Source organism: Shouchella clausii (genome assembly GCF_002250115.1).
Lineage (GTDB): Bacteria > Bacillota > Bacilli > Bacillales > Bacillaceae_D > Shouchella > Shouchella clausii.
In genome coordinates, this window is record NZ_CP019985.1 from 1461868 (window position 1) to 1487228 (window position 25361).

General features: G+C 44.7%; 21 protein-coding genes and 1 pseudogene. 20 read left to right on the top strand and 2 right to left on the bottom strand.

The features are described from left to right. Nucleotides 1-50 precede the first annotated feature (50 nt). Both codB and BC8716_RS07040 read left to right on the top strand, forming a co-directional pair. On the top strand, nucleotides 51-1307 hold the full coding sequence (gene codB / locus BC8716_RS07035) for a cytosine permease (RefSeq protein WP_094429192.1): 1257 nt from the start codon (nucleotides 51-53) through the stop codon (nucleotides 1305-1307). After that, nucleotides 1307-2569, top strand: a complete 1263-nt coding sequence (locus BC8716_RS07040) for a cytosine deaminase (protein ID WP_094424475.1) — start codon at nucleotides 1307-1309, stop codon at nucleotides 2567-2569. The genes codB and BC8716_RS07040 overlap by 1 nt, the downstream gene beginning before the upstream one ends. A 539-nt stretch (nucleotides 2570-3108) precedes the next feature. Here the strand turns inward: BC8716_RS07040 and BC8716_RS07045 are convergent. Beyond that, the gene (locus BC8716_RS07045) at nucleotides 3109-4878 is read right to left on the bottom strand and encodes a glycoside hydrolase family 13 protein (protein ID WP_094424476.1); all 1770 of its coding nucleotides are present in this window, start codon (nucleotides 4876-4878) and stop codon (nucleotides 3109-3111) included. 294 nt (nucleotides 4879-5172) lie between these two features. Between BC8716_RS07045 and BC8716_RS07050 the strand changes: the two genes are divergently transcribed. The 16 genes and pseudogenes from BC8716_RS07050 to BC8716_RS07125 all read left to right on the top strand — a co-directional run bounded on the left by BC8716_RS07050 (nucleotide 5173) and on the right by BC8716_RS07125 (nucleotide 23100). Further along, nucleotides 5173-6462: a sugar ABC transporter substrate-binding protein gene (locus BC8716_RS07050; RefSeq protein WP_094424477.1), complete on the top strand. Its 1290-nt coding sequence runs from the start codon at nucleotides 5173-5175 to the stop codon at nucleotides 6460-6462. An 80-nt stretch (nucleotides 6463-6542) separates the two neighbouring features. Next, nucleotides 6543-7835 carry a sugar ABC transporter permease gene (locus BC8716_RS07055; protein WP_094424478.1) on the top strand — a complete coding sequence of 431 codons (1293 nt, stop codon included), beginning with the start codon at nucleotides 6543-6545 and terminating at the stop codon, nucleotides 7833-7835. Then, complete coding sequence (locus BC8716_RS07060) at nucleotides 7835-8677, top strand: sugar ABC transporter permease (protein ID WP_063608913.1); 843 nt, start codon at nucleotides 7835-7837, stop codon at nucleotides 8675-8677. The genes BC8716_RS07055 and BC8716_RS07060 overlap by 1 nt, the downstream gene beginning before the upstream one ends. Nucleotides 8678-8819: 142 nt before the next feature. Next, nucleotides 8820-9857 (top strand): LacI family DNA-binding transcriptional regulator, encoded by a 1038-nt coding sequence (locus BC8716_RS07065; protein ID WP_094424479.1) that lies wholly within the window; start codon nucleotides 8820-8822, stop codon nucleotides 9855-9857. 147 nt (nucleotides 9858-10004) lie between these two features. Next, entirely contained in the window at nucleotides 10005-11324 is a 1320-nt protein-coding gene (locus BC8716_RS07070) for a short-chain fatty acid transporter (RefSeq protein WP_094424480.1), read from the top strand. 41 nt (nucleotides 11325-11365) lie between these two features. Further along, nucleotides 11366-12079: a CoA transferase subunit A gene (locus BC8716_RS07075; protein ID WP_094424481.1), complete on the top strand. Its 714-nt coding sequence runs from the start codon at nucleotides 11366-11368 to the stop codon at nucleotides 12077-12079. Next, nucleotides 12076-12717 (top strand): 3-oxoacid CoA-transferase subunit B, encoded by a 642-nt coding sequence (locus BC8716_RS07080; RefSeq protein WP_094424482.1) that lies wholly within the window; start codon nucleotides 12076-12078, stop codon nucleotides 12715-12717. Before BC8716_RS07075 ends, BC8716_RS07080 begins: the two co-directional genes overlap by 4 nt. A 137-nt stretch (nucleotides 12718-12854) precedes the next feature. Then, nucleotides 12855-14681 carry a UbiD family decarboxylase gene (locus BC8716_RS07085; protein WP_094424483.1) on the top strand — a complete coding sequence of 609 codons (1827 nt, stop codon included), beginning with the start codon at nucleotides 12855-12857 and terminating at the stop codon, nucleotides 14679-14681. A 162-nt stretch (nucleotides 14682-14843) separates the two neighbouring features. Beyond that, entirely contained in the window at nucleotides 14844-15821 is a 978-nt protein-coding gene (locus BC8716_RS07090; RefSeq protein WP_094424484.1) for a ring-cleaving dioxygenase, read from the top strand. A 273-nt stretch (nucleotides 15822-16094) separates the two neighbouring features. Further along, nucleotides 16095-16229: pseudogene (locus BC8716_RS07095) on the top strand (zinc ribbon domain-containing protein); the annotation flags it as partial. A 176-nt stretch (nucleotides 16230-16405) separates the two neighbouring features. Further along, a complete protein-coding gene (locus BC8716_RS07100; RefSeq protein ID WP_094424485.1) occupies nucleotides 16406-17008 on the top strand; it encodes a DUF1700 domain-containing protein in 603 nt (200 codons plus the stop codon). Between the two features lie 378 nt (nucleotides 17009-17386). After that, entirely contained in the window at nucleotides 17387-18097 is a 711-nt protein-coding gene (deoD, locus tag BC8716_RS07105) for a purine-nucleoside phosphorylase (RefSeq protein ID WP_062744753.1), read from the top strand. A 154-nt stretch (nucleotides 18098-18251) separates the two neighbouring features. Further along, nucleotides 18252-19439: a GTP-binding protein gene (locus BC8716_RS07110; RefSeq protein ID WP_094424486.1), complete on the top strand. Its 1188-nt coding sequence runs from the start codon at nucleotides 18252-18254 to the stop codon at nucleotides 19437-19439. 42 nt (nucleotides 19440-19481) lie between these two features. Beyond that, nucleotides 19482-19751 carry a 30S ribosomal protein S14 gene (rpsN, locus tag BC8716_RS07115; RefSeq protein WP_094424487.1) on the top strand — a complete coding sequence of 90 codons (270 nt, stop codon included), beginning with the start codon at nucleotides 19482-19484 and terminating at the stop codon, nucleotides 19749-19751. A 460-nt stretch (nucleotides 19752-20211) separates the two neighbouring features. Next, nucleotides 20212-22149 carry an endonuclease MutS2 gene (locus BC8716_RS07120; protein WP_094424488.1) on the top strand — a complete coding sequence of 646 codons (1938 nt, stop codon included), beginning with the start codon at nucleotides 20212-20214 and terminating at the stop codon, nucleotides 22147-22149. A gap of 102 nt (nucleotides 22150-22251) precedes the next feature. Beyond that, nucleotides 22252-23100 (top strand): DegV family protein, encoded by an 849-nt coding sequence (locus BC8716_RS07125; protein WP_094424489.1) that lies wholly within the window; start codon nucleotides 22252-22254, stop codon nucleotides 23098-23100. Nucleotides 23101-23155: 55 nt separating this feature from the next. Here BC8716_RS07125 and BC8716_RS07130 read toward each other — a convergent pair whose 3' ends face one another. Then, entirely contained in the window at nucleotides 23156-23761 is a 606-nt protein-coding gene (locus BC8716_RS07130; protein ID WP_094424490.1) for a YdcF family protein, read from the bottom strand. A gap of 559 nt (nucleotides 23762-24320) precedes the next feature. Here BC8716_RS07130 and BC8716_RS07135 point away from each other — a divergent pair. Together BC8716_RS07135 and BC8716_RS07140 are read left to right on the top strand one after the other, a co-directional pair. Further along, the gene (locus tag BC8716_RS07135; protein WP_094424491.1) at nucleotides 24321-24659 is read left to right on the top strand and encodes a PadR family transcriptional regulator; all 339 of its coding nucleotides are present in this window, start codon (nucleotides 24321-24323) and stop codon (nucleotides 24657-24659) included. Then, nucleotides 24652-25335 carry a DUF1129 family protein gene (locus tag BC8716_RS07140; protein ID WP_094424492.1) on the top strand — a complete coding sequence of 228 codons (684 nt, stop codon included), beginning with the start codon at nucleotides 24652-24654 and terminating at the stop codon, nucleotides 25333-25335. The genes BC8716_RS07135 and BC8716_RS07140 overlap by 8 nt, the downstream gene beginning before the upstream one ends. Nucleotides 25336-25361 lie beyond the last annotated feature (26 nt).

The window sequence follows — 25361 nt, forward strand, 5'->3', positions numbered from 1 at the left end:
GCCATGACGTGGTCTTCATCGGACTTTTTTTAAGGACATGTTCAGCAGACATGGAGGGAAAATACGTGGCAGGAAAAATCGTCGAATCTGATTTTGAATGGCAGGCGGTTCCGCAAGGGCGGCGGCGTGGTTTTTGGCAAATGTTTGTGTTAATGGTAGGCTTCACATTTTTTTCGGCGAGTATGTTGGCGGGAGGCACGCTTGGGCAAGGCTTGTCTTTTAGTCGGTTTCTCATTACTGTTTTAGTAGGCAATTTTATTCTTGGCGTATATACAGGGGCACTGGCCTACATCGCAGCAAAGACAGGGTTATCTACCCATTTGTTGACACGGTTTGCGTTTGGTGAAAAAGGCTCCTATTTGCCTTCCCTGCTTCTGAGCGTTACGCAAATTGGCTGGTTTGGCGTAGGGTTAATGATGCTTGCCGTGCCTGTGCAAAAAGTAACAGGTGTTGACTTATGGCTGCTTCTCCTTTTAGGCGGCGTCCTGATGACAGCGACTGCCTATTTAGGTGTAAAGGCATTGACGATGTTAAGCTTTGTCGCAGTACCAGCGATCGCAGTATTAGGGACAATCTCTAGTTCCATTGCTGTCAATGATATGGGCGGCCCGGCTCAATTGTTTGCTTATCAGCCGACGGAAGGAATCGGCATCGCGGCTGCCTTATCGGTTTGTATTGGCTCCTTTATAAGCGGCGGCACGTTGACTCCTGATTTTGCCCGTTATGGCTCAAGCAAAAAAGTCGCGGTGTCGACGACAGTGATTGCCTTCTTTTTAGGCAACTCGTTAATGTTTTTGTTCGGTGCAGTCGGCGCAATATCCACTGGTTTTGCTGAAATTTCAGAAGTCATGTTTACACAAGGGCTGATTTGGCCGGCGATTTTTGCGCTCGGTTTAAACATTTGGACGACCAATGACAGCGCCTTGTATGCTTCAGGGCTAGGGCTTTCCAATGTCACGAAGTTTTCGAAGAAAAAGCTAGTCTTGGTTAATGGGTTAGTCGGCACGCTGCTTGCTTATTGGCTGTATACGAATTTTGTCAGCTGGCTAGACTTTTTAAATTTAACGTTGCCGCCAATAGGCGCGATTGTGCTAGTCGATTATTTTATAATTAAAAAAGGCACTTACGCTCCTTTCAAGCAAGCTTCGTTTAAAGCTGTGCGCGCAAATGCGTTAATTGCGTGGCTCATTGGCTTGGCAGGGGCGCTGTTCGTGCCTGGCATCCAGCCCCTTAACGCCCTAATTTTTGCAGCACTCTCCTATATATGTTTGGAGAAAATTGTAAATAGAAAAGGAGAACAACTCTGATGATGATTAAACAAGCTGCTTTGCGCGGCAAAGTTGGTTTATGGGATATTTGGCTGAAAGACGGAAAGATCGCTAAAATTGCTCAAAATATTGAAGCAGAAGGGGAACAAATCATCGAAGCAGATGGAAACCTAGTCATCCCCCCTTTTATTGAACCGCACATCCATTTAGACTCGACGCTAACGGCAGGAGATCCAAATTGGAATTTATCAGGGACGTTATTTGAAGGCATCCAGCGTTGGGCTGAACGAAAAGAAAAACTAACACACGAAGATGTCAAAGAACGGGCGACCAAAGCGCTCAAATGGCAAATTAGCCAAGGGATTCAACATGTGCGCACACATGTTGATACGACCGATCCCAATTTGACGGCGCTCAAAGCACTCCTTGAAGTAAAGGAAGAAATGAAACCATTTGTTGATATCCAGCTGGTCGCTTTCCCACAAGAAGGCATTCTATCTTATCCGCAAGGGCAGGAGCTGCTAGAAGAAGCACTAAAACTAGGCGCTGACGTCGTTGGCGGGATCCCCCATTATGAATTTACAAGAGAAATGGGCGTAAAATCAGTTGAGGTTGCCTTTCATCTAGCCGAGAAATATGACAAACTCCTTGATTTCCACTGTGATGAAACAGACGATGAGCAATCGCGCTTCATCGAAACGGTAGCGGCGCTTGCTTACGAAAGCGGAATGAAAGAGCGGGTAACAGCATCCCATACGACGGCGATGCATTCGTACAATGGCCCATATGTCAGCAAATTGCTCCGTGTTTGCCAGCTGGCTGAGCTCAATTTTATCGCCAACCCACTTGTCAATACGCACTTGCAAGGGCGGTTTGACCACCATCCTGTCCGCCGTGGAATTACACGAGTCAAACAACTGCATGAGGCAGGGCTAAATGTTTGTTTCGGCCATGACGACATCTTTGACCCGTGGTACCCACTAGGCACTGGCAATATGCTGCAAGTGCTATTTATGGGACTTCATGTAAGCCATCTAACAGGGTATGAGCAAATTAGCCAGTCCCTTGATTTTATTACCGAAAATAGTGCTAAAACGTTGTACATTACAGACGAATACGGCATCGAAGAAGGGAAGCCGGCAAACATGATCCTTGTCGATGAAAAAGATGAGTTCAACTTGATCCGTCGCCAAGCGCCTGTGCTTGCCTCAATTAGAAACGGAAAGATCATCGCCAAGACCGCCCCGGCCGAAACGACTGTCCATTTGCATGAAGAAGAGCAAGTACGGTTTTCTTTGTGAGTTAATATCACATAGCGGGATGTATCATTAGTATGACCAAAACTTTATAATTGGTAAAAAGGGTTTATCATCCTCTGTGGAAAATATAGTAACGTCTTATAAAAGATGCTTTTGACTCAGATGAGCCTTTTATAAGGCGACTATATTTAGAGAAGAGTGACTGAATTGAGGGAATTCTTAGTACCCTATGTCATAATTTCTTTGTTAGCAAGTAGGTGTGGCGCTGAAAAACTTGGTGTGTGGGGAAATTATCAGAATCAGGCTGGAGGTTGGTTTTATGCAGACTAACAAACAAAGGCGGTCTTTAAAAACGAGCCAGAAAATTGTTTACTTTTTTGTTCTTCCTATTTTAGCCTTAGCCGTAGTCTTAGGTATTTTAGGAGCAGTCACTTTCAATTTATTTTTATTTTAAAGGAAAAAAGGCATGGCTTTCTCAGCTTGTTGACAGGGTTAAGATGGTCGACAGGCTTTTTTATATGTAGAAAGGGAGACTACGGCACGAATGGCATAACTCGTCATGAGGTATGCCATTCTGTTTTTTACTTGTCTACTTGGCCATGTTTGTTGGCGTCGACAGAATGAAGGAGCAAAAAGCACTCGCCTTTAACGTGGAGCTCTTCGCTTTGCAATAGGCTTTCGTAAATGGCATCGACAAATGCAAGGCTCTTTAGTGAGTCAGGGAGTTTGACCGTTGCTTCTGTTTTACTGCGGTTAACCGCAAATAAAAGCAGCTCTTCGCCAACGGATGTGGAATACAACAGCACATCCTCGGTGCCTGAGTCATAAAACTGCAATGTGTCATAGGTGCCCATTGAATGGTGAGTTTTGCGGAGCTTAATTAGTTTTTGCAGAAATTGGAATAGCTCCTGATCTTGTTGGTCTTCCTCCCACACCATGCATGCGCGGCAACCAGGGTCATTTTCTCCGGCCATGCCGATTTCATCCCCGTAATAAATACAAGGTGAGCCAGGAAAGGAAAACAGCAATAAGTAGGAAAGTTTGACTAATTTTTTGTTGCCCCCACTTACAGTTAAAATTCTTGGTGTGTCATGGCTGCCGAGCAAATTGAACTGGACTTCGTTCACCAATTTTGGGTAACTGTACAAATGTTTTGTAACCGCGTGTTGAAAAGTGGTTGCGCTTTTGCCGTGTTGGACAAAGTCAAAAATCGCGTCAGTGAGCGGATAGTTCATGACCCCATCGAATTGGTCGCCTTGCAGCCAAGGATAAGCGTTATGCCATATTTCACCGAGAATATACAAATCTGGTTTTAATGCTTTGACTCTTTTGCGAAACTCACGCCAGAAGGCATGGTCGACTTCATTGGCGACATCTAAACGCCAACCGTCAATGTCAAACTCCTTAATCCAATACGTAGCTACGTTCAATAAATAGTCTCTTACTTTTTCATTTGCTGTATTTAGTTTTGGCATTAAAGGGGTAAAGGCAAACGTATCGTAATTAGGTGGTTCCTCTGCCCGAACGGGAAATTGGCGGATATGAAACCAATCGCTATATTCTGATTCCTGCTGGTGTTTGAGTACATCTTGAAAAGGTGGAAAGTACAGGCCAGCATGGTTGAAGACGGCATCAAGCATGACTCGAATTCCGCGCTTATGGCATTCATCAACAAGCCGTTTAAGTGTCGTTTCATCTCCAAACTGGGGATCTACTTTTAAATAATCAATCGTATCGTATTTATGGTTGGAAAACGCTTTAAAGATTGGCGTTAAATAAATGCCGTTAATCCCTAGTTTCTGCAAATAATCAAGACGGTCGACAATCCCTTGAAGATCCCCGCCGAAATAATTGGTTGCAGTCGGGGGTGCACTTCCCCAAGCCAAAGTACTTTCAGGGTCACGAGAATGATCGCCATTGGCAAAACGTTCAGGAAAGATTTGATACCAGACCGTTTCTTTTACCCATTCAGGCGGTGTAAACAAATCGGCTTGATTCATATAGGGAAAACAAAAATAATCGCTTATGTCTTTTGCTAGCGTATCGCGAAACCCGCTTTCTCCATAGTAAATCGTCTCATCCTTTGCCTTAATTTCGAACCCGTAACGGAGGCGATGGTATGGCGGGTTCACTTCCACAGACCAATAATCATGTTCTCCATCGGCCCCACCGTGTGTCATTGTTTTTTTGGCAGTTACCCATTCGTTATCCGCCCAATCGTAAGGATCTCCATAAATAAGAATGACCTCATGAGCATTGTCTTTGCGCGTGCGAAGACGGATGTGGATCGTGTCTTTGTCATAAGCGTAAGCATCCTCACTTTTCGGGCGATGGTAGATCGCTGCTTTCATTTAAAACAAGCTCCCTTCTAAACGAGAATCGTAAGCGTTTTCTTGATTGTTATTTTCAGCCTATGAGATGAAGGAGTGAAAGTCAAGGAAAAAGGCAAACGTTTGCAATTAAATTAAAATAAAATAGTTGTTTTCGAAGAATGAACATAATATAATGGCGTTGAAAGTGTGTTGTAACCGATTTCATTTTATGGCGTTTAATTGTGCAAACGATTTCACTATTGTTTGCGTTCTTGCAAGGCCGGATGCTCTGCCTTGCAGAAAAAACAAGACCATTTAAGGGGGAAAAAACGAGTGAAAAAAGCGACATCTCTTTTATCGTCTGCCGTCTTCGTTGTGACGTTGACTGGTTTGCTTACTGCGTGTGGTCCTGATCGCGACGAAGGGAATGGCTCAGCAAGTGAGGGTAGTGCAACGCCTGCTAATGAGGAGCAAGATGGAGCAGCACCAGAAAAGCCAGAAGTGTTAACGATGTGGGTCAACGATGAAGAAGTACAGTTAGATGCTTATGAACAAATTGTAGAAAAGTATGAAGAGGAGACTGGAATTTCCGTAGAGATCACACCGTTTAGTATGCTCGACCAATTGGAGTCACTTTCCTTAGATGCGGCGGCTGGCGGCGGTCCTGACCTTTTTTACCAACCGAACGATCGCCTAGGTGACATTTATTTGCAAGGGTTAGCCGCTGAGCTTGAGTTAACTTCGGAACAATTAGAAGGCTATACAGAAGGAGCAATTCAAGCATTAAATTATGACGGGGTCCAGCTAGGAATCCCGGCCGTCATTGAAACCTATGCTCTGTACTATAATACCGAGCTTGTTCCAGAGGCGCCTAAGACAATAGAAGAGCTAGAGCAAATTGCAGCGGATCTAACGAATGCCAGTGCCGATGAATATGGATTTTTATTTGAAGGCACAAACTTTTATTACCTTTATCCGTTTATAGAAGCTCACGGAGGATACGTGTTCGACCAGGATGGTGAAGGCGTATATGACACATCCAACATTGGACTGGCAAATGAAGGAACAGTAGAAGGGGCGAATTTAATTCAATCTTGGTATGAAGCAGGCTACTTACCAGTAGGAATCACCGACGATATTATAAAAGGTTATTTCCGAGATGGACAAGTAGGAGCAGTCATTTCAGGACCTTGGAACGTTTCTGAATTCTCAGAGGCGCTTGGAGATCAATTGGCAGTTGCGCCTCTCCCAACAATTGATGGGAAAAACCTGTCCTCGTATTCAGGGGTAAAAGGTTGGTTAGTGAATGAGTATAGCGAAAATCAATATTGGGCAACCGACTTAGCTCTATACATTACAAATCCAGAAAGCGCCCTAACGTACTTTGAAGTAGCAGGGGAATTGCCTGCCCGTACAGACGTGGAGATCGATGATGAACTGCGGCAACCGTTTTTGCAACAAGCAGAATACGCGGTACCAATGCCAAACATTCCAGCAATGTCATCGGTATGGGATCCGATGGGGGACGCATTTGAATTTATTTCTCAAGGTGAGGATCCACAGGAAGTGCTAGAAGAAGCAGTGCAACAAATTGCTGATAAGATCGCCCTTCAAGAAAATTAAGTTTGTTAAATGGATGGAGAGGTTACTCTCCATCCACTTGATTTCGCAGAGGTCATTGTCATGCAGAGGAGGAAGAACTAATGAAACTAGAAGTAGGCGAGAGGACAGGACGAAATCATCCAAAACGAGCACTCTGTTTGTCCATCATCCCTGGGTTGGGGCAACTGTATAATAGGCGTTATGGAAAAGGGTCGGTCTTTTTCATTCTCTTTGCTGCCTTCATCATTGTCTTTTATGACATTTTAAATATTGGTTATTGGGGGATTCTAACGTTAGGGACATTGGAGAGGGTTGATGATTCGCGGATGCTGTTAGCCCAAGGGATCATTGCCCTTATTTTAACGGTTTTTGCTATTGGTTTCTATTTATTCAATTTACGCGATGCATATAAGGATGCAAAACGTATTCAACAAGGATGGCGAATACCCTCGCTCCGTGAAAGCTTCCAGCAAGCATGGGACAAAGGGTTTCCGTATTTGCTAGTTGGCCCAGGGCTGGTCTTTTTAATTTTCACTGTCGTTTTTCCTCTTTTGTTTATGATCGGGCTTGCTTTTACAAACTATACCCTTTACAATGCCCCACCACGAAACTTGCTTGACTGGGTAGGGTTTGAAAATTTTGTCCAGCTTGTCACTGTACCGATTTGGCGAGAAACATTTTTTAGCGTCTTTTCGTGGACGTTAATTTGGACATTTGTCGCTACCACATGCCAAGTTGGGCTAGGCTTATTATTAGCGATTATGGTTAACGATCCACGAATTAAGTTTAAAAAATTCATTCGTACGATCCTTATCCTCCCATGGGCTGTGCCCGCCTTTGTGACCATTTTAATTTTTTCAGCAATGTTTAACGACAATTTTGGTGCAATTAATCGGGATATATTCATTCCTTTGTTTGGCCACGGTTTTCCTTGGCTGACCGATCCTTTTTGGGCACGGTTTGCGCTAATTATGATTCAAACATGGCTCGGCTTTCCGTTTGTATTTGCTTTGTTCACCGGTGTTCTGCAAAGCATTTCGAGCGATTGGTATGAAGCTGCGGATATGGACGGAGCCAACCGTTGGCAAAAATTTCGCCATATTACGCTGCCACATCTTTTATTTGCGACTGCGCCACTACTGATCATGCAATATACAGGAAACTTTAACAACTTCTCGATCATTTACTTATTTAACCAAGGGGGACCGCCGATTCGTGGGCAAAACGCTGGCGGCACCGATATTTTGATTTCATGGGTGTACAGTCTCACATTTGAGAACTCACAGTACAGTATGGCTGCCGCAATTTCAATTATCATTGGTTTGATTGTAGCGGGCTTTGCTTTGTTCCAGTTCAGACGAAGCCGCTCATTTAAAGAGGAGGGGAGCATCTAATGAATAAAAAGCAAAAGTCAAGGCTCGAAGTGACTGCCATTTACCTGTTTTTGCTTATTATGGGCGTCATCATTCTTTACCCTCTTCTATGGACGATCGGGCTGTCGTTTAACCCTGGGACGAGTTTACATTCTTCAAAAATGATTCCAGAAACAATTTCGTTGCGCCATTACGAATGGTTGTTCTTTGATCCGCGCAGCAATTATGTGCAGTGGTATAAAAACACGCTCATTGTCGCCAGTATTACGTCTTTATGTGCAACATTTCTTGTCGCCTTAACGGCTTATGCCTTTTCCCGTTATCGCTTTGTTGGGCGGACCCACGGGCTGTATGCGTTTTTATTATTACAAATGTTCCCTGTCATGATGGCGATGGTTGCTCTGTATATTTTATTAAATACTGTCCAATTGCTTGATACACTTCTTGGGCTTATCCTTATCTATGTGGGAACCTCGATTCCGATGAACGCGTTTCTGGTGAAAGGTTATTTTGATACCATTCCCCGTGATTTGGATGAATCGGCGAAGTTAGACGGTGCCGGCCATTTTCGTATTTTCTTCACGATCATGCTTCCCCTTGCGAAGCCGATTTTAGCAGTGGTGGCACTCTTTAATTTCATGTCGCCGTTCATGGACTTTATTTTGCCACGAATTATTTTACGGAGCCCGGAAAATTATACGCTCGCGTTAGGATTGTTCAATTTTGTCAGTGATCAATTTGCAAACAACTTTACACGCTTTGCTGCAGGTTCTGTACTCATTGCGGTGCCAATCGCCGCTGTATTCTTATTTTTGCAGCGTTATTTGATTACAGGCTTGTCTTCTGGCGCGACGAAAGGGTAAGAAAAGCGTATACCAAACATGTTGAGCAAGTTCACCAGTAGACAAATACGAGCCGTTCATTCAATATAAAGGCAGGAAGGGCTACTACGCCATCGTGTAGTGCCGCTCCTGCCGTGTTTTGTTAAGAAAAGGGGGAAAACGAGTGGGTGTTACGATCAAAGATGTTGCCAAAAAAGCAAATGTTGCCCCTTCTACCGTGTCACGGGTAATCGCGAACAATCCAAAAATCAGCGCAAAGACAAAAGCGAAAGTCCAGGCGGTAATGGAAGAGTTAGGCTACTACCCAAATGTAAACGCCAGAAACCTTGTGAACAACCGCACAAATGTTGTCGGCATTATTATGCCAAGTGTTTCTTACGCGCCGTTTCAAAATCCGTTTTTCCCGGAAGTGTTAAGAGGCATCACAGCACAAGCGAATGAGAAAAAATACGGGCTGTATTTATCGACTGCGCAAACCGATAAAGGCATTTTAGAAGAAGTCATCGAAATGTACTATACACGCCGCGTCGACGGGATGATTTTGCTGTATTCAACCGTCTCTGACCCAATCATTGAGTTTTTGCTGGAAAAAGCATTTCCTTTTGTCGTTGTGGGCCAACCGCCTGAAACGTTGTCCGGCCAAGTTTCTTATGTAAACAATGACAATGTCAAAGCCGCGAAAATGGTGACCGAATATTTGCTGCTATTAAAACATGAGCGGATTGCTTTTATTGGTGGTCGTGAAGAAGCGTACGTCACGCTAGACCGCAAGAAAGGGTATATAGAAGCGTTAGAGGAAGCAGGAATGACGCCAGATGACTCTTACGTCGTCCACCATGATGAGATTTTTGAGGGCGGCGAACAAGCGGTTATTGAACTAATGTCACGAAAACATCCTCCTACAGCCATGATCGTAATGGATGACTTAATGGCACTGGGCGTGCTGCGCATGTTATTTAACATGAATATTTCCGTGCCTAATGAGGTGTCTGTTGTGAGCTTCAACAATGTGCTAATGGCAGAGCTGGCGACACCGCCGCTGACCACGCTCGACATCCATATTCATGAACTAGGCTACCGGGCCGCCGAGCTTTTGCAAAAACGGATAGCCGACCCTGAGGCGCCGGCGGAAAAGAGGATCATTAGCCACAAATTGATCCGCCGGGAAACAAGTGCTGTCTACTCGGGAGAACGGCGGTAGCTCCCGAGTGGCTATAGTTCGGGAAAGAAATTGGGTATTTGTTTAAAACATTGACCATAATTAGACGGAGTATGATAACGCTTTCAATCAATATATGTTATAGTAAATGCATAGTATCGATCTTTCCGCGAAAGGAGGGCGCTATGCTTGTTTGCGGCCGTTACTAGGTGGTTTGACCGCATCGTGCAACGCTATTTGCCAGATGCCTTTTTGTTTGCAGTATTGTTAACGATTCTTGTTTTTATATTGGGCGTGTTTGTTACAGATGCTTCGCCTGTACAAATGGTTGATTATTGGGGCTCTGGCTTTTGGGATTTGCTTTCCTTTACGATGCAAATGGCGCTTATTGTTGTAACCGGTTACATTTTGGCGAATACACCGCTGTTTAAACGCCTATTATCAACGTTGGCCGTATTGGCAAAAACGCCAGGCCAGGCAATTGTGCTTGTAACGTTTGTGGCCAGCATTGCTTGTCTGATCAATTATGGTTTTGGCCTTGTTGTCGGCGCGCTTTTTTCCAGGCACGTTGTTCGCCAAGTACCAAGCGTCGACTATCGTATACTGGTGGCGGCTGCCTACAGCGGTTTTCTTGTATGGCATGGGGGATTATCGGCTTCTATCCCTCTTACAATTGCAACAGAGGACCACTTTTTGGCAGATGTAATGGGGACGATTCCAATTGCCGATACATTGCTGTCTCCAGCCAACCTTTTTATTGTATGCGCTTTCTTAATTAGCTTGCCTGTCGTAAATTATTTCCTTCTCAAGACGTCGACTTCTTCTTACACAATTGACATGGCTCGATTTGCTGAAGAAAAACGTGAGGAAGCGGCGGCTGTTGCGGAAACGCCAGCGGAAAAGTTGGAGAACAGTCAATGGGTGTCACTTGCCATTGCTCTGTTTGGATTAACGTATGTCGTACTGTATTTTATCGAAAACGGCCTTGACTTAAACATTAATATTGTCAATTTTACGTTTTTGTTTTTAGGCATTTTATGCCATCGTACGCCAAGGCGCTTTTTAACAGCAGTTGGCGAAGGCGTTAAAAACGCCGGAGGCATTATGCTTCAATTTCCGTTTTATGCCGGGATTATGGGGATGATGGTAGGCTCAGGACTATCTGAACAGCTTTCCCTTTGGTTTGTCTCGATTTCATCAGCAGAGACGTTCCCGCTATGGACGTTTCTTAGCGCAGGGTTACTAAACATGTTTATCCCTTCTGGAGGCGGACAATGGGCTGTTCAAGGGCCGATTATGGTGCCGGCAGCATTGGAACTTGGTGCGGATATGGCGAAAACAGCTATGGCTGTCGCTTGGGGAGACGCATGGACGAACATGATCCAACCATTTTGGGCGCTGCCATTATTAGCGATCGCAGGCTTGAAAGTCCGTGACATCATGGGCTTTTGTGTCATATTGCTTTTTTGGGCATTTGTGCCAATTGCCATTGGCCTGATGTTTTTTTAAACGTCAAGGTTGCATAAACATATTGCAGGGGAGGATGAACGATGAATAAAATCATTCCGACGACAGAGGAAGCAATGGCGTTTATCAAAGACGGTTCTACATTAGTAGTAGGCGGTTTCGGGTTATGCGGCATCCCCGAGCATTTAATCGCTGCCGTGAAAAACAGTGGCGCCTCTAATTTAACAGTTGTTAGCAACAATTGCGGCGTCGATGATTTTGGCCTCGGGCAGCTGCTTGAAAACAAACAAATTAGCAAAATGGTCGCCTCTTATGTAGGGGAAAACAAACGGTTTGAACAGCAATTTTTAAACGGCGAACTAGAAGTTGAACTCGTGCCCCAAGGGACGCTCGCTGAGCGGCTTCGAGCAGGTGGCGCTGGCATTCCCGCCTTTTATACAGCAACCGGCGTCGATACCCCAGTCGCTGAAGGAAAAGAAGAGAAAACGTTTGACGGCAAGCGATATATTATGGAACGGGGCATTGTTGGCGACGTTGCTTTAGTAAAGGCGTGGAAAGCAGACCCATTTGGCAATCTCGTTTACCGGAAGACGTCACGCAACTTCAATCCGCTCGTAGCAGCTGCTGGCACAGTAACAATTGTCGAGGTAGAGGAACTCGTCGAATTGGGCGAACTTGATCCAGACCAGATCCATACCCCAGGCATCTATGTGCAGCATATCTTTGTCGGTGATTCCTTTGAAAAACGGATTGAGCGCCGTACTGTGGCGACGGTAGAAGGAGGAAACGGACAATGAAGGAAACAAGAAAACGCATTTTGAACAGGGCGGCAAAAGAAGTAAAAGACGGAATGTGCGTCAATTTAGGCATCGGCATGCCAACACTTATCGCCAATATCATTCCAGATGACGTCCATGTCATGCTCCAGTCGGAAAATGGCTTGCTAGGCATTGGCGCTTATCCGACAGAGGAAGAAGTTGATCCCGACTTAATTAACGCTGGCAAAGAGACGGTGACGGCAAAGGTAGGCGCTTCTTACTTTGACAGTGCCGAATCGTTTGCGATGATCCGCGGCGGCCATATTGACTTGGCGATACTAGGCGGCATGGAAGTCGCCGAAAATGGCGACTTGGCCAATTGGATGATTCCAGGGAAAATGGTGAAAGGAATGGGCGGCGCCATGGACTTGGTGCAAGGCGCCAAGAAAACGGTCGTCATTATGGACCACACCAATAAATACGGCGAAACGAAAGTAAAAAAGGCCTGTACATTGCCTCTAACTGGCAAAGGGGTTGTCGATTTGCTAATTACTGAATTAGCCGTCTTTGAATTTAAGGACGGCACAATGACATTGACCGAATTGCAAGAAGGCGTATCGCTCGAAGAAGTCCAAGAAAAAACAGAAGCGTCTTTTCAAGTCGCATTAAAGGTGTAATAAGCAGGCGAAGCTTTTGGCTTCGCCATTTTTTCGCCTTATTCTCTTAGTTGACCTGTTTGTTCGTTTTGCCCATAATGGCAGTAAGAGACTGAAGAAAGGGAAGAAGCTTACATAGGGCTTCAAAGGTGGCGGTTATGTACGAGAACTTAGAAGAATGCATTCTTGATTTGGAAAAACATGGCCACCTGGTCCGCATTCAAGAAGAGGTGGACCCGTATTTGGAAATGGCAGCGATTCAAAGGCGCCTTTACCGTGAAGGCGGGCCAGCTGTGTTATTTGAACGGGTAAAAGGATCGAAATATCGGGCTGTGGCCAATTTATTCGGGACAATGGAACGAAGCAAGTTCTTGTTCCGTAAAAATTGGAGCAAAGTCGAGCAAGTTATCGCATTGCGCGATGACCCGATGAAAGCGGCCAAACGCCCCCTTCAACAGCTTGGCAACGGTTTATCCGCTTTAAAAGCGCTGCCAATGCGGAAACCTGGCCTCAATGGCTCGCAACTTGAAGAGATTTCACTTTCCGACATCCCTTTTGTCCATTCATGGCCAGACGATGGCGGCGCATTTGTTACACTTCCCCAAGTGTACAGCGAGGACCCAGATAAGCCCGGGTTGATGAACGCCAATTTAGGAATGTACCGTGTGCAATTAAATGGAAACGACTATGAGCCAAATAAAGAAGTTGGGCTCCATTATCAAATCCAGCGAGGCATTGGCGTCCATCAAGCGAAGGCGGCAAAGCGGGGCGAACCGCTAAAAGTCAGCATTTTTATTGGCGGTCCACCGGCACACACATTGTCAGCAGTGATGCCACTCCCAGAAGGTTTAAGTGAAATGCTGTTTGCTGGATTGTTGGCTGGACGCCGTTTCCGTTACGGCTATGTGGATGGCTATGCCGTTAGCCACGATGCCGACTTTGTCATTACAGGAGACATTTATCCAGATGAGACGAAGCCAGAAGGCCCGTTTGGCGACCATTTAGGGTATTATAGTTTGACGCACCCATTTCCAGTAATGAAAGTCCATAAAGTCTATGCCCGCAAAAACGCGATCTATCCGTTTACGGTAGTGGGGCGCCCGCCACAGGAAGATACGACATTTGGCGCGTTAATCCATGAACTTACAGGAGATGCAGTCACACAGCAATTGCCTGGCGTTAAAGAAGTCCATGCGGTAGATGCTGCAGGTGTCCATCCTCTCTTGTTTGCGATTGGCAGCGAGCGGTATACCCCGTACCAAAAAGTAAAACAGCCGATGGAATTGTTGACGATTGCCAATGCGATTCTCGGCTTTGGCCAGCTTAGTTTAGCAAAGTATTTATTTATTACAGCCGAAGAGGAAAAGCCGATTAGCACCCATGACGAAGTCGCTTTTCTCCAATATATTTTGGAACGAATTGATTTACGCCGCGACATTCATTTTCAAACAAACACGACAATCGATACGCTTGATTATAGTGGAACAGGGTTAAATAGCGGAAGCAAAGTGGTGCTTGCTGCTTACGGGGAAAAGTTGCGTGAGCTGTGTACGGCCATCCCTTCGGAACTGAATGAATGTGACAAGATTACGAAAGCGCGCTACGTAATGCCAGGCGTAGTCGCGATTGAAACAACCGCTTTTTCCGACTATGAGCAAGCTGAACAAGAATTAAACGAGTTGACTGCTGCAATTGCTAAGAAGAGCTCGCTGCCAAGCTGTCCGCTTCTAGTCTTATGTGACGACAGTGAGTTTGTGAGCGCATCGCTTGCCAACTTTTTATGGGTGACGTTTACTCGCAGCAACCCTTCTCATGACACGTATGGCATCAATTCGTTTATCGAGCATAAACATTGGGGCTGCGATGCGTTAATTATTGATGCGAGAATAAAAGGGCACCATGCGCCGCCGTTAGTAGAAGATGAAGCCGTTGAGAAGCGTGTCGATCGCTTTTTTCAAGCTGGCGGCCCTCTAGCCCATTCATAGTCATTAGAAAAGAGGTTGTCGCCAGTCGACAGCCGGAGGCCAGTTGAATTTACTCAACTGGCCTTTTTAATGCATTCATTTGGAGTTGAAAAGGTTGTTGACATTTATTTCGAATTTAATATAATTGAATTAGAGATAATTAACTGAAAGGGGCCATGCCCGATGAACAGTTTAAAAGGCATCCATCATGTAACCGCGATTACAAGCAGCGCCGAGAAAATTTATGAATTTTTTACGTATGTGTTAGGGATGCGCCTTGTTAAGAAGACGGTGAACCAAGACGATATTCAAACATACCATTTGTTTTTTGCAGATGATAAAGGCAGTGCCGGTACAGACATGACTTTTTTTGATTTCCCAGGTATTCCGAAAAGCTCGCCTGGAACAGATGAAATTTATCAAACATCGTTCCGCGTCCCAACCGATGAGGCGCTCTCTTATTGGGAAAAACGATTTGACCGTTTAGCCGTTAAACATACAGGCATTCAAACGCTTTTTGGCAAAAAGACGCTGGCATTTGTGGATTTCGACGAGCAACAATACCAATTAATTTCAGATGAAAACAACCAAGGGATCGAATCAGGCACGCCATGGCAAAAAGGACCGGTGCCACTTGAATATGCGATTACTGGCTTAGGGCCTATCTTTATTAGAGTCGCCAACTTTGATTTCTTTAAACAAGTATTGGAGCAGGCGCTTTTCTTTAAAGAAATTGCTACAGAAGGGTCGCTGCATTTGTTTGAAGTCGGAACAGGGGGGAATGGGGCGCAAGTCGTCGTCGAACATAATAACGTTCTTCCCCGGGCCCGCCAAGGCTATGGCGCTGTCCACCACGTCGCTTTTCGCGTCGAAGACCGAGTTGTGCTCGATCAGTGGACGGAACATATGGAGAAGATGGGCTTCCATACTTCTGGCTATGTAGACCGCCATTTCTTTGAGTCCCTATACGCCCGTGTCTCCCCACAAATTTTGTTTGAATTTGCAACGGACGGACCTGGTTTTATGGGCGACGAACCGTATGAAACGCTAGGCGAAAAATTATCTTTGCCGCCATTTCTAGAAGCGAAGCGTGAGTACATTGAGAGTGTCGTTCGGCCGATTGACACAGTTAGAAGCGATAAAACGTTTAAAAAAGAGTAAAGCAAACAAGGAATGGCTCTTCTCTTGAGCCGTTCCTTGTTTTGTTTTGCAGTGTTCATTGCGTGAACGATTTGATTTTACTATTATAAAGAAAGAACGGCTGACTATACTGCTTTTGGAAGAATGTGTTTCCTTAACATATTTCCGAAAGAGGCCTCCCTCTTCAAGCGTGTGAAGGGCGTAGCTGGGAGGTAGGGGGGAGATGAATATCGGTTGGGCGATAGCCGAAAAGCTTTTCATATGGTATGGCAGGAATTGATATGGCCAAAGCAATGTGGTTCCATAAAAGAAATGCCATTATCAGAACGTACGTATCAATGTGTTTGTGGACGAAGCCTTGATAGAGATTACAATTCAGCAGTCAATATCAAAACAGAAGGGATTCGCTTATTAGCCACTGCCTCATGAATCGATCAACTCTTGGAACAAGAGGGTTCGCTTGGTCCATTTCGCCAGCTACCGAAAGGGGCGATTACCCAAGAAGCCCCCACTTCAAGCGACCTGCAAGGGTGATAAGTGGTGGGTAGTTCACTAAACTTAATGTAGCAATACAGAGCCTGATAGAGGAGGGAAAATAAAGGACGATGAATTTTATTGAGGAATACACCGAGAAGTTATCTAATTATTTATGTGATCTACCTCCCCATGCCCGAAATAATGTGACTAATGAGATAAGACAACATATGCAAGATTTATCATCTGAACTTGAGCACTCTGGTTATAGTAAAGGAGAAATTGCGGCTGAATTATCAAATGAATTTCCAACACCTCAAAAATTAGCTGGTAAATACATTGAAGAATATAAAAGTTCGAATGCTGAACTAACGGAAAAAATGAATGGAACGACTACGTATACCCTAATTTTGTTATTAGGCGGTCTAGTTGCATTCATAGTTCCTATATACCAAAGCACTGTCAACTTATTTGCGTTAGTTCCATTTTTAACTTCTTTTGTTTTAGGATTAGTTCTCATAAATAAAAAGAAACATTTTATAGCTAGTAAATCATTTAAACAGAGTAGGTTGATGCTGTGTTCAATAGTAGGTCTTGGCTTAGCTGCGTTTGCTCTAGGGCTTGTAATAAATGATAATTTCCGAATCATTTTTTCATTATCAGTTTTATTTCTATTTCTCATTAGTAGTTTAGTATCTTTTGTAAATATAAGAATTATTTTGAAGGAGAATTAATTACATGCTACTGTAAAGGCTAAGTCACAAGCTACTTCGCAACCAATTCCAACTGAAGGGCTAACTCAGCGGAAGCGTGGCGGCCAAGGGCATAATGTGTATGTTTTTCAACCAATTGACACACGGGTTTCAAGAAAATTAACACAACGAGAAAACGAGAAAAACCTTACGTACATAAGTAATTCAACAGGATGTTCGGGAAGCGAAGCTATACGTAAAAGAGGTCAAGTACTAGATGCAACAATTGCACGCGAATCCTTCCTGTTTCTTTAGTGCTCATTGCGTGAACGATTTGATTTTACTATTATGGAGAAAGAACGGCTGACTATACTGCTTTTGGAAGAATGTGTTTTTATAAAAGCTTAAAGGAGACTGGCAATGACAGAATTGAAACAAACCCCTCACATTAATGCAAAAGGAGAGATCGCGGAAACGGTCCTTCTCCCTGGAGACCCGCTCCGGGCCAAATTTATCGCTGAACGTTTTTTGACAGATGTCGTCCAATTTAATAGCGTCCGCAATATGTTTGGATTTACCGGCACTTACAATGGCAAGCGTATTTCTGTCATGGGAACGGGAATGGGAATGCCGAGCATGGGGATTTACTCGTATGAGCTCATTCATGTGTTTGGTGTTAAAAATTTAATCCGGATTGGGTCATGCGGTGCCCTTCAAGATGATTTGAACTTGTATGACGTTATTCTAGGAATGGGCGCATCAACCAATTCCAACTATGTAAGCCAATATCACTTGCCAGGTACATTCGCGCCGATTGCTTCTTATTCGTTGCTCGAAAAAGCGAAAAAAGCGGCAGACGAAAAAGGCGTGCCTGTCCATGTCGGCAACATCCTTTCCAGCGACACATTTTATAATGCTGATAAAGACGCAGCAGGAAAATGGCGTGATATGGGAATTTTAGGCATCGAAATGGAAGCGGCGGCCTTGTATATGAATGCTGCCCAAGCCGGCGTTAATGCGCTTTGCATTTTGACGGTAAGCGACCACATATTTAAAGAGGAAGAAACAACAGCTGAAGAGCGGGAAACCTCGTTCACGAACATGATGGAAATCGCCCTAGAACTAGCCTAGTCGTACAAAGCCCGAGAATCGAACTCAACTCTCGGGCTGTTTTTTGTGTGTAAAAAAGCACTGATAGGAGCGTGCTGTCTGCAAGACGGTTGCGAAATGTTCGTTTGTCTGATATAATTCGTAATAATTACGATTTGTGATTAGGAGGCAGCAAATGAACGTACCTGTGACTGTGTTAAGCGGTTTTTTAGGAGCCGGGAAAACATCTGTGTTGAACCATGTGCTGAATAACAGAAAACACCAGCAGCGAATTGCCGTGATTGTCAATGATATGAGTGAAGTCAACATTGATGCTGATTTAGTAGAGCGAGGGGGATTTTCTCGGTCAGAAGAAAAACTGGTGGAACTGTCCAACGGTTGCATTTGTTGCACATTGCGAGAAGATTTGCTCGTTGAAGTCAGGCGTCTAATCGAAAACGGGGACATCGATTATTTATTAATCGAATCAACAGGCATCTCAGAGCCGGTTCCAGTTGCCCAAACATTTACGTATGAAGATGAAGGGACAGGCATCGATTTAAAATCATTATGTACGCTTGATACGATGGTGACGGTCGTCGATGCATACCGCTTCTGGAAAGATTTTGATTCAGGCGAGACGTTGCTAGACCGCAATCAAGGCACAGACGAAACAGATGAACGCACGATCGTAGAGCTGCTTGTCGATCAAATTGAATTTTGTGATGTGCTGATCGTGAATAAGGTGGACTTGCTTCAGGAAGAAGAAGTGAAGAAACTTATTTCTTTTTTAAAACATTTACAGCCCCATGCAAAAATCATCCAAACGGTAAATGGGCAAGTAGATCCAAACGAAATTATGAACACAGGACTGTTTAATGAGGAGCAAGCGATGGCCCATGAAACATGGGAAAAGGAATTGGAAAATGAACATGTTCCAGAAACCGATGAGTATGGCATCTCGTCTTTTGTGTTTAGGGATAGAAAGCCATTTCATCCGCTGCGCTTTAAACAGTGGTGCGACCATTACCCTGACGAGGTGACGCGGGCAAAGGGGACTGTTTGGGTAGCAAGCCGCAAAGAACTAGCACTTCAACTGTCACAGGCGGGTCCGCAAGCCGTTTTGCAGCCACTTGCGTATTGGATTGACAGTTTGCCTGCGGCCGAAAAAGTCTATATGAAGCAAAATCATCCAGAGATCGCTAGCAAATGGGATGACCGTTTTGGTGACCGTATCAACGAAATCGTATTTATTGGCATCGACATGGATGAATCACAAATTCGAAAAGAGCTGCAAGCATGCCTGTTGACCGATGAGGAGCTTTCGCAAGATTGGAGCCAGTTTGTCGACCCATTTCCGTGGGTGGTTTCACGCGCGAATTAAATCGTAATAATAATGATTCTCAATAATAAGGAGGCCAGAAAAATGGCGAAAAAAGCAAAAGTACAAAAGGAATTAAAACGGCAAGAACTTGTTGCCCAGTATGCTGAAAAGCGGAAAGAACTTAAAGAAAAAGGCGACTATGTTGCACTTGCAAAGCTGCCGCGGGATTCTTCCCCAAGCAGACTAACGAGAAGATGCCGGAAGACCGGCCGTCCACGCGGTGTTTTGCGCGACTTTGAATTGTCTCGGATTGCTTTTCGGGAACTAGCCCATAAAGGGCAAATTCCTGGTGTCAAAAAAGCAAGCTGGTAAACAAGGGCATTTGTTCTCCTGCATCATGTAAACCCCAGGTCAGCTCACGCCTACTATATGTATGGCAGGCGTGAGCTGTTTTTTTGTTACACGTGGAACATCGATTGACATAACCGTTTCCCGGTGGTATGTTGAAGAGGTATTAAACCTTCACAGAGGGGGACGTTTTTATGTATCTGGTGGTTCTTAACTAATCCGTAATTGGATAGCTGGAAAGCGCAAAAAACGCAGCAATTGAGCGTTTATTTGGCTTGCGCGTTTTCAGAACAGTTAAGAACACGTGATCATAGCTAAAAGGATGAATTTGCTATGGCGTAGTGTCATGGTTTTTTTGTGTTGTCAAAAAAACAATGGCTACTTGCCATCAGTTTACCTTGCCGTCATGAGCGATTGTTCATGGCGGCTTTTTGTTGTTTTGGAAAGGTGCTAAAGGATCGAACTACAAAAGGAGGAAATTTACATGAACGAACAGACGCTTGACACACTTGGTTTTTATGAACTGCTTGCTGATATCGCTGCTTATACCCGAACAGAGAAAGGCAAACAATCGATTTTAGACATGCGTCCCCTTTATGAGCAGAACCGAATTGCCCAGCAATTGAATGAAACGAGAGAAGCAATGGCCATTGTAGCGAGGAGCAGCAGTGTGCCGATTCATTCAGCCAATGAACTAGAAGGTTATTTGCAACAAGCCCATAAAGGGCTCTATATTCGCGCCGATCAGCTTGCACATCTCATCTCTTTTCTAGACCATTGCCGAAAATTAAAACGGTTCATGAAAGACAAACAAGCGATTGCACCCACTGTAAGCGCTTATGCGTTTTCAATTGGCGATCTTCATGCTTTGGAAGAGCGCCTAGGCGCGTGCATACGCCTTGGCCAAGTGGATGACCATGCTTCAAGTGATTTGGCTTACGTCCGTCGGCAACTGCAAATCATCCAAACAAAACTAAAAGACAAAGCCCAGCAGCTTGTCAACAATAAGCGTTACGCTCCCTACTTGCAGGATAAAACAATTGTGGACAGAGGAGGGAAACTTGCTCTGGCTGTAAAAAAAGAGTTTCGCACAAAAGTGGAGGGCACGGTGATTGACCAATCGTCTTCAGGGGCGACACTCTTTATTGAGCCAACCGCTTTAGGTGACATTCAAGAGGAACGGGCATTGTTGCAAATTGCTGAAGAGGCAGAGGTAGAACGGATTTTATATGAGCTGACTGAGATGGTGCTCAACCATGAAACAGAGATTCACATCGCTATCGAAACGATGCACCATTATGATGTCCTATTTGCCAAAGCGAAGTATAGCGCTTCGATAGACGCTGCTGTCCCCACTTTAAATGAAGAATACAGGATTGACTTGCGCAACGCCCGCCATCCAAAACTTGGCAACAAAGCTGTCCCCCTCTCTATAAAAGTGGATGAGCACGAACGGGCCCTTGTCATTACAGGTCCAAATACAGGGGGGAAGACGGTGACGCTTAAAACGGTTGGCTTGCTGACGTTAATGGCGCAAAGTGGTTTGCCCATTCCTGCTGAGCCAGAGAGTTCGATTGCGATTTTCCGGCAAGTGTTTGTGGACATTGGCGACGGGCAAAGCATAGCAGACAACTTGAGCACATTCAGTTCCAGAATGGTCAACATTATTGCTATTTTGCGCGAGGCCAATGACCAGTCGTTGATCCTCATTGATGAACTAGGTTCAGGCACAGACCCAGGCGAGGGGATGGCACTGGCAACAGTTATTTTAGAACAGCTTTTTCAAAAAGGGGCGACGTTGATGGCAACGACCCATTACAGCGAAATTAAACAATTTGCTACGAAGACGCCTGGATTTGTAAATGCAGCGATGGAATTTGACATGGCCACACTTGCGCCGACATACCGCTTAATGATTGGGGAAAGCGGCAAAAGCCAGGCATTTGATATTGCGATCAAACTAGGTTTGCATCCGAAAATGGTGGAACGGGCCCATATGCTCACTTATCAAACAGAACGCTCATACTCAGCAGCATTTAGCGACGAACAATTAAAACAAGCAGCTTACCAGAAACAAATAGTGGCGAATAAATATGCTCGGGCGAGAAAGAAAGCGCCGCAAAAAGCAGGCCAAGAGACGCAAGCATCCTTTCGCCAAGGGGACGCGGTGACAGTGATTGCGACAGGTGAACACGCCATTGTCTATAAAGGGCCTGATAAAATGGGGAATTGTGTTGTCCAGCTAAAAGGAGAGAAACAGGTGCTGAACCATAAACGGCTAAAGCTAGCGATTCCGGCAACTGAGCTGTATCCGCCTGATTATGATTTTGACATTCTGTTTAAAAGCAAAGAATACCGGGTAACGAAAAAACAATTAACAAAAAAACATGTAGATGGTTTGACGCTGGAAGAGGAAGACTAAGGAAGTCATTGACCCCTCTGCTCCGCGTTTACATGAACAGCAGCAGTGTGTCATACTAAAAGCAAGGCCTATTTTTGAGAAGTCCTAGAAAGGGAGGTTTGGATGGCAAACATAAAAATTGTCACTGACTCTACTTGTGATATAGATAAACAAGAAATGGAACGGCTCGGCATCACAGTTGTCCCGCTTTCCATCGAAATTGGCGGAAAAACATATCGGGACGGCGTCGATATAACCAAAAAGGAATTTGCCACACTCCTTACCACCGGCGGTGCCTTGCCGAAAAGCTCACAGCCGCCAGTCGGCGTATTTATGGATGTGTATCAGCGTCTGCTTGCGGAAGGAGAAGAAGTGCAAGTCCTGTCTCTTCATATGACCGAGGCGCTGAGCGGCACCGTACAATCTGCGCAAATGGCTGCACCAGAAATGGACGGACGCGTCACAGTAGTAGACTCGCATTTCATCTCCACTGCCCTATCTTTTCAAGTGAAAGAAGCAGCAGAAATGGCGGCTGCTGGGGAAACAATGGAACGCATTTTAGCGGAAATTGAACAAATTCGCGCAAAGACGTCTTTATATATTGCCGTCGATACGCTGGAATACTTGGCGAAAGGCGGCCGGATCGGCAAAGGAAAAGCATTGCTAGGTTCGTTGCTCAAAATAAAGCCAATTGCCGCTCTGAAAGAAGGCACGTACACACCTGTTGCGACCAAACGGACTTACAAGCAAGTAGTCGAGTTTTTTACAGAAAAATTCCATCTAGAGACGGCTGGCAAAAAAATTGGCGCTGTCGGCATTGCCCATATTGAAGCCGAGCAGCTTGGCAAAAAAATCGTTGATAGCCTGAAAAAGGTCCGCGCCGACCTGTCTGTGTCGATTCTCGAAACCTCTCCGATTATTAGCACGCATACGGGTCCAGGGGCGATCGCGTTAATGTACTATACACGTTAGCACTAGAAAAAAAGCTTATGCGAACGCATAGGCTTTTTTAGATTAGCTGTCGTTTTCACCATATAAGGGGATATTCTTTAATAATGCCCTGTTGCACATACGAAATCAGTTTCCGCGCTTCTGTTTCCACCCGTTTTCTCCCAAAAGGAGAGAGGTGCCAGTTTTCAGCAGTTGTGGTGTAATCGTCGACTGGACAAAGAGAATATTCGATCCAGCTTGGCATGTATGTCCGCATCATCAAATAGACACGTGGCATATGGTAAGAAGCGGTAACAAGGAGCAGCCGCTTGATTCGGTGCAAGTCAATAGCCCGGTCGAGCACAAGCAAGGAGGCGAGCACGTTTTCTTTCGTGTGGAGCGAGCGGTCTTCCACAAGAATATCTTTGGCTGCAATGCCAAGTGACAATGCTTTTGCTTTCATCAGTACGGCTTCTGGCGTTTTGGTCTCGTCCCAAGAGACACCGCCAGAAAACAATAGTTTCCTTGCCCGGCCCTGTTTATAAAGGTCAACGGCTTTAGGCACACGGTACTCGACCGCTCTGCTGCTGCCAGGGACGAAAATGCAGTCACCGCTTTTGCCATCATCTTTTTTGTAACCGTAAAGAAGCTTCGTTAACTGCTCGTCAGTAAGGGTAGCCGGATCGAGTTGCGAGATTTTCATCATCCACCTCCAATAGATGAAGCCATGCAACTTGCTTTCTTTGTATCTATCTTTATATTATCCGTGTCAATGCTTGCTTTTTCAACTAAATGCGAATAGGCCATTTTCCGTCCGTCGAGATGAATTCGGTGATGTTTTTACAAGAAATCAACTAAGTCGTTCTAATATAAAAATATGCGAACGAGCTCGTTCGTGATTATGCGTTTCGATAAGGCAGTTTGTGGAGTTTGGCGTACGCATTGAGGTGAATATTGATAACTGCGATTCGGCTTTGCAACTTTGATTCTATGTTTGTCTTTTCAAAGTATGCATAAAAAACCTCCAACCTAAGTTGGAGGCTAAAGGGGGAGTTGGGGGAATACAGCTTTAGTATTCCCCAATTGCTCTGTTTTATGCATCTTTTTCTACTTTTTTTCTTGATTAGTTTTTTGCGTCCTACAAAAAACGTTGACGAAATCGACAAATGAGGATATAGTTAAACCAACTACTTTGCATTGCAAAGTAGTTGGTTTAACCCTTACTATCTTGCATAACAAAGTAGAGGGGGAAGGAGTAGAAAATGGCAATAAGAAGCCAGCTGCTTAAAGGAGTATTGCCAGCATGCATACTAGCAGTGATTGACAGGCAGCCCGTTTACGGTTACGAACTCGCGCAAAAACTTGAGGAAAGCGGCTTGCCAGAAATTAGCGACGGTACGATCTATCCGATCCTTTTGCGTCTACAAAAACAGAAGCTGGTTTACAGCGAAATGAGGCCATCTGAAAGTGGCGGCCCGAAACGCAAATATTATTTTTTGACAGCTGAAGGAAAAAACGAATTATTGCAAATGCGGGCGGAGTGGGGAGCAATTGCCAATCCTGTGTCAACAATGTTAAAGGAGGACCAAGCAAATGTTTAAAAACAATCGAAAGGAAATAAAGGCGTTAATTGAAGAAAACAACCGTTTGCGCCAGCGACTCACACCAGACAACTTAAAATTGTACGAAGATATGATGCTTTATATTCGCACAGACTTGCGGCTTGCAGAGTATGAAAGTGAACAGATTTTGATGGAAATGTTGCATCATATTGTAGACAGCCAAAAGGATGGAAAAACGGCGAAGGATGTATTTGGCGGCAACCCGAAGGACTACGCAGAAGAATTAATTGCAGAACTGCCGCGAGAAAAGAAACGGAATGTCGCCCAATTTATCATTGCCCAAGTAGTTGTCCTGATCGGCATTGTTTGTTTGGTGGAAGGGCTTGGCAAGTTGGTTTTGCCTTTATTCGGGCTAAAAGGGCCTGTTGTTATAACAGGAAATTTAATGGTTACGTTACTAATGGGCATTATCGGAACGGGCGTGGCTGTATATTGGATTTTTAAGCAAATAAGGAAAGACCTCTTTACTGAAGGGACCAACTCAAAGAAGCAATATATCAAAACGGGTTTGATCGGTGCTGTTGCCTTTATGGCCATGGTAGGCATTGTTTATCTGTTGCCAGATTGGGGCATCCCTCTTACTTTTGCTTGGTGGACATATGTACTAATCGGCATGTTTTTGCTCATTATTGGAAAACGTCTGCAAGCTGCTTGAAAACAGGCTGAACACGTTTCTTCGTT